Source organism: Tepidiforma sp., from assembly GCF_034432735.1.
Lineage (GTDB): Bacteria > Chloroflexota > Dehalococcoidia > Tepidiformales > Tepidiformaceae > Tepidiforma.
On sequence record NZ_DAOUBJ010000134.1, the window covers coordinates 1 to 5,365 of the forward strand.

Consider the following 5,365-nt stretch of genomic DNA (forward strand, 5'->3'; position numbering starts at 1 on the left):
GGGGTGGAGGGGTCGTCGTCGCCGGGGCTGGCGGGTACCGTGGGCGCGGAAGTCATCGGCAGTCCTCACGATAGGATTCGGCCGCCGAAGGGGGGTTCATCAGGCTGCCGGCTCGTGGTGGTCGGGGAGCTCGGCCTCTTCGCCGTGGTGGGGGCGGTACCAGCGGGGGGCGCGGGAGGTGACGTGGGTGAGGAAGGCGCGCGCTTTTTCTTCGAGGGTGGCGATGCCGCCGTGGACTTTGGCGATGGCGAGGTCGCAGGCGGGCGGTACGGCGAGGGCTGGGCGGCGTTCGGGCTCGTGGGTGTAGTCGAAGCCGGCGGCGAGCCCTTCGCGGTTGGCGGCGAGGTTGGCTGCGGCGACGATATCGGCCATGGATTCGATGGCGGCGATGGGCTGATGGTGGGTTTGGATGGCGGCGACGAGCGGTTCGGGGAATTTCCAGCGGGCGGCGAGGCGGGCGCCGACGAGCTCGTGGCCGAAGCCGAAGACGGCGAATTCGGCGTCGCGGTACTTGAGGCCTTCGGTCGCGACGAGGTCGACGACTTCGGCGAAGGCTGCTGGCTCGGCGAGCATCATGGCGAGTTTGCCGATGTCGTGGAGGACGCCGGCGGTGAAGGCGTCTTCGGGGCGGGCGATGCGGGTCTCGCGAGCGATGACTTCGGCGATGATGCCGACGGTGACGCTGTGGGCCCAGAAGAGGTCTTGGTCGAAGCGGGTGTTTTGGAGGTTGGGGATGCGGAGGGCATCGATGATGGCGGTGGAGATGGCGACGGAGCGGACGGTGCGCATGCCGAGGAGGATGACGGCCTCGCGGACGTTGGAGATGCGGCGGGCGTAGCCGTAGTAGGCGGAGTTGGAGAGTTTGAGGAGGCGGGCGGTGAGTGCTTGGTCGGAGCTGATGACGGTGGCGAGGTCCATGGCGGCGGAGCGCTCGTCTTCGGCGAGTTGGATGGCTTTGGTGGCGACGGCTTTGAGCGGGGCGAGCTCGGTGGTGGATTGGACGATGGTGCGGAGGCGGTTGCGGAGGTAGGGGGATTCCGCAGTCGGGTCGGCGGTCATGCGGCGCTCCTGCGGTGGTGGTCATCGGCGATGACGCGGTTGCGCCCGAGGCGCTTGGCGGCGTAGAGGCGTTCGTCGGCGATGCGCACGGCTTCTTCGAGGTTATCGGCACAGGTGGGGATGGCGGATACCCCCGCGCTGACGGTGACGGCGATGGTGAGCGATTCGTCGACGTGGACGGGGGCGGCGACGAAGGCTTGGCGGACGCGTTCGGCGAAGCGGGCGGCGTCGTCGAGGGAGGCGCCGGGGAGGAAGGCGATGAATTCTTCGCCGCCGAAGCGGCCGACGACGTCGCCGTGGCGGGCCTGTTGGCGGAGGACGGTGCCGAATTGTTCGAGGACGGCATCGCCGGCGAGGTGGCCGTAGGAATCGTTGACGGCCTTGAAGCGGTCGAGGTCGAAGACGACGGCGGCGAGGCGGCCTTGGCCCATTGGGAAGGCGAGAAGGATGCTTTCGGCCGCTTCGAAGGCGGCTGCGCGGTTGAGGAGGCGGGTGAGGGGATCGTGGCGAGCGAGGTGGTCGAGCCTGGAGACGAGACTGGTGAGCTGGGCGTTGTTGCGGCGGAGGGCGTCTTCGATTTCGCGGACGCTGGTATGGTCGCGAATGTAGTAGACGGTGGCGAGGCGTTGGCCGAAGCGGTCGTCGATGCGAGCGGCGGAGACGGCGGCGACGAAGGGGGGTGCTGCTTTGCGGAGGGCGCGCAGTTCGAGGGCGGCGACGTATCCGTGCTGGGCGAGGGCTTGGCGGAGGGTGCGACGTTCGGTGCGGTCGGGGAAGAGGACGGATACGCGGCGGCCGAGCACTTCGATGGGGGCGAAGCCGAAGAGTGCTTCGGCGGCGCCGGTGTAGAGGGCGATGCGCCCGGCGGAGGAGGCGACGATCACGGCATCGGGGCAGGCGACGAGGAGGAGCTGGAGGAGGTCGGGGTCGGAGAGGACGGCGAGGAAGTCGGTTCGGCGGGCTGGGGCTGCGTTGGTTCGTGCCATCGCTGAAGGTATCGGCAGGGTGGGTGCTGCGGTGCAGGTGGAAGTGATCGCGGGGGCCGGTGCCGGTATGCTTCGGGGCGTGGATTTTCGCGATTCTCCGGAAGAGGCGGCGTTCCGCTCGGAGGTTCGGGCGTGGATCGCCGAGAATTTGCCCGAGGCGCTCCGAGGTGACGCGGGCGAGGGGGAATGGGGTCAGCTTTCGAGCGGGCACGAGCGGGACAAGGAGGCGTTGGCGGAGTGGCGGCGGAGGCTGCAGTCGCGCGGGTGGGTGGCTCCGGCCTGGCCGAAGCGGTACGGCGGGGCGGAGTTGCCGGTGATGCAGCAGTTCATTTTGAAGGAAGAGATGGCGCGCGCCCGAGCGCCGCGTTTCGGTGGGGTGGGGATTGGTTGGGTGGCGCCGACGCTGATGCAGTACGGCGAGGAGTGGATGAAGGAGCGGTTCATCGAGCCGATTCTTTCGGGGAAGGAGCGTTGGTGTCAGGGCTTCAGCGAGCCGGGCGCTGGGTCGGATCTGGCGAGTGTACAGACGCGCGCGGTGCGGGATGGGGACGACTTCGTGGTGAATGGGCAGAAGATCTGGACGAGCGGGGCGCACATCGCGGATTGGATGATTCTGTTGGCGCGGACGGACCCGAATGCGCCGAAGCACCGGGGGCTTTCGTATTTTCTCGTCGATATGCGGAGCCCGGGGATTTCGCTTTCGCCCATTGTCAACATGGTGGGGAATAGCGGGTTCAACCAGGTGTTCTTCGAGAATGTGCGGGTGCCGGCGCGGAACATGGTGGGCGAGGAGAATCGGGGCTGGTACGTGGCGGCGACGACGTTGGATTTCGAGCGGAGTCTGGTGGATTTGTGTGTGGAGTATCGGGCGATTTTGGAGGAGGCGGTGGCCTGCGCGAAGGCGGAGGGGCTGGCGAATCTCGGCTGGGCGCGCCATCGGTTGGCGGATTTGTTCATCGAGGTGGAGGTGGCGCGGAATCTGAGCTTGCGGGTGGTCTCGATGCAGGCTCGGGGGACGCAGCCGAACTACGAGGCGAGCATCGTGAAGCTGTACGCGAGCGAGGTGGAGCAGCGGATGGCGGCGGTGCTGTATCGGATGGCGGGGCTGCGGGGGCAGGTGACGTCGCGTGGGGCCTCGCGGTGGGAGCTGCTTTTGGGGCGCATCGGGCGCTTTCAGCTCCACTCGGTGGCGGCGACGATCGGGGGCGGGACGAGCGAGGTGCAGCGCAATATCATCGCGACGCGCGGGCTCGGGCTGCCGCGGGGCTGATCGCTGGGAGGGCGAGATGTGCCGGAGCATTCGCACGCTGCGTGGGCAGGAGCCTGCACCGTCGGGGGAGGAGGTGCGGGCAGCGGCCCTGCAGTATGTGCGAAAGGTGAGCGGCTACCGCCAACCTTCGCGGCGGAATGCGGCGGCGTTCGAGGCGGCGGTGGAGGAGGTGGCTGCGGCGACGACGCGGCTGTTGGCAGCGCTGGATGCGGGACGAGACGGTTCGGCGATGGCCGGGTAGGCTGACGGTACGATTCTCGGGCCGGGCGGGGCGCTGCGGTGCCTGCCGGGCGGCGGAGGGATGGAAGGCGATGAGGGATGAGGTGCGTGATCCCGGCGAGGGGCCGGGAATCGAGGGGTTTCTTCGGCAGCTGGCGCTCGAGCCGGCGGATTACGACCGTTTCCGGGGGATGCCGGGGCAGGAGGAGGGGCGGCTGTTCGGCGGGCTGGTGCTGGCTCAGGCGATCGTGGCGGCCGGGCGGACGGCTGGTTTCGGCAGAATTCATTCGCTGCACGCCTATTTTTTGCGGGCGGGGAAGCCGCAGGACCCGATCGACTATTCGGTGGAGCGGATCCGGGAGGGGCGGAACTTTTTGACGCGGCGGGTTACCGCAATCCAGGCGGGGCATACGATTTTCGAGGCTTCGGTGAGCTTTGCGGCTGAGGAGGAGGGGATCGCGCACCAGGCGCCGATGCCGGCGGCGCCGGAACCGGAGAGCTGCCCGCCCTGGTGGACGACGATTGCACTGCCGCGGATGGCGGAGGTTCCGCCGGCGATGGCGGAGCGGATGCGGAGCCGGTTGGGCCGTCCGATCGATCTGCGCTCGGCGGCGGAGCCGACCCGGGCGGACGATGGGACGGGGCGGTTGCCGGCGCGGGCGGTATGGGGGCGGATGGTGGAGCCGTTGCCGGAGGATCCGGTGCTCCATGCGGCGGCGCTGGGGTATTTCAGCGATAGCGGCCTGGTGGCGACGGTGGCGCACCACTATGGGCTTTGGCAGCCGGGCGGGAGCACGGCGAGCCTCGACCACGCGATGTGGTTCCACCGACCGCCTCGGTTCGACGATTGGGTGCTCTATGTGAGCGAGAGCCCGGCGGCGTATGGGGCGCGGGCGATCATGCTGGCGGGGATGTACGACCGCTCGGGGAGGCGGATCGCGACGGTGGCCCAGGAGGGGCTTTTCCGGGCACCACGAGGGTGAGGGGCACGAAGGGGTGGAGCGGTTCAGCGCGTCGGGCTGGTGCCGAGGGCGCGCTCGAGGGCTTCGACTCGGGCGAGGAGGGTGCGGAGGAGTTCGAGCTGGGTGTCGTTGACGTCGTAGAGGTGCGACCAGGCCCGATGGTCGGCTTCGTCTTTGATGCGGTCGCGTTCGGCGGCGCGGTTGGAGGCGGTGAGCATGGTGGGGACGAAGAGGGACTGCATGATGCCGCCGAGGACGAAGAAGAGGAAGGCATAGGGGAATGGGTCGAAGCCTCGGTTGTGGAGGAGGCCGGACTGCCAGGCGGCCCAGCCGCCGATGAGGAGCCAGAGGAAGTGGAAGAAGGCCATGGTGCCGGCGGCGGCGACGATGTGGTCGGCGAGCCAGCCATTGAAGCGGCGGACGGTGGTTTCTTCGCTGCGGACGGCGGCGATGATGTGTTGGGGGTGGACGAGGGGGCCGACGGCGTGGCGCTCGACGAGGTGTTCGATGCTGGTGGCAGTCTCTCGAGGGTGCAATGCGAGCCTCCGTTGGTGGGGTGCGCTGTGCGGTAGGGTAGCCGGGTGGGGGCGGCGTGGGTACGCCTTGACGAACGGGGATGGCGGGGGTATGCAGTTGGCGATAGGACGGCGCGCATGCCGGCCGGGAGGGGGCTCGCATGAAATTCCACTGGTTCCATCTGATGCCGTATCCGTATCTTCCGGAGGATTTCAAGGAGCGGTACCGGAGCGTGTGGGTGGATGTGCCGTACTCGCTTTTCGACCCGGTGAAGGGCCACCACGTCTATAACGAGTATCTGGACGAGCTGGAGTATGCGGAGCGGTGTGGGTTCGATGGCATCTGTTGCAACG

The 5,365-nt window shown here is 68.3% G+C and carries 6 protein-coding genes and 1 pseudogene; 4 read left to right on the forward strand and 3 right to left on the reverse strand.

What is annotated here, in order from left to right; all coding sequences use genetic code 11:
- Nucleotides 1-99: 99 nt before the first annotated feature.
- Together VAE53_RS11865 and VAE53_RS11870 are read right to left on the reverse strand one after the other, a co-directional pair.
- A complete protein-coding gene (locus tag VAE53_RS11865) occupies nucleotides 100-1,059 on the reverse strand; it encodes an HDOD domain-containing protein (protein WP_322819580.1) in 960 nt (319 codons plus the stop codon).
- Nucleotides 1,056-2,045, reverse strand: coding sequence for a sensor domain-containing diguanylate cyclase (locus VAE53_RS11870; protein ID WP_322819581.1), 990 nt, complete (start codon nucleotides 2,043-2,045; stop codon nucleotides 1,056-1,058). The genes VAE53_RS11865 and VAE53_RS11870 overlap by 4 nt, the downstream gene beginning before the upstream one ends.
- Before the next feature lie 79 nt (nucleotides 2,046-2,124).
- On the opposite strand from VAE53_RS11870, the gene VAE53_RS11875 reads away from it, so the two are divergent.
- From VAE53_RS11875 to VAE53_RS11885, 3 genes are all read left to right on the forward strand, one after another.
- Nucleotides 2,125-3,315, forward strand: coding sequence for an acyl-CoA dehydrogenase family protein (locus tag VAE53_RS11875; RefSeq protein ID WP_322819582.1), 1,191 nt, complete (start codon nucleotides 2,125-2,127; stop codon nucleotides 3,313-3,315).
- 16 nt (nucleotides 3,316-3,331) lie between these two features.
- Entirely contained in the window at nucleotides 3,332-3,556 is a 225-nt protein-coding gene (locus VAE53_RS11880; RefSeq protein WP_322819583.1) for a DUF2277 family protein, read from the forward strand.
- Nucleotides 3,557-3,626: 70 nt separating this feature from the next.
- A complete protein-coding gene (locus VAE53_RS11885) occupies nucleotides 3,627-4,517 on the forward strand; it encodes an acyl-CoA thioesterase II (protein ID WP_322819584.1) in 891 nt (296 codons plus the stop codon).
- Between the two features lie 23 nt (nucleotides 4,518-4,540).
- On the opposite strand, the gene VAE53_RS11890 is transcribed toward VAE53_RS11885, so the two are convergent.
- Entirely contained in the window at nucleotides 4,541-5,032 is a 492-nt protein-coding gene (locus tag VAE53_RS11890; protein ID WP_322819585.1) for a DUF1003 domain-containing protein, read from the reverse strand.
- A 140-nt stretch (nucleotides 5,033-5,172) separates the two neighbouring features.
- On the opposite strand from VAE53_RS11890, the pseudogene VAE53_RS11895 reads away from it, so the two are divergent.
- Nucleotides 5,173-5,365: pseudogene (locus VAE53_RS11895) on the forward strand (flavin-dependent oxidoreductase); the annotation flags it as partial.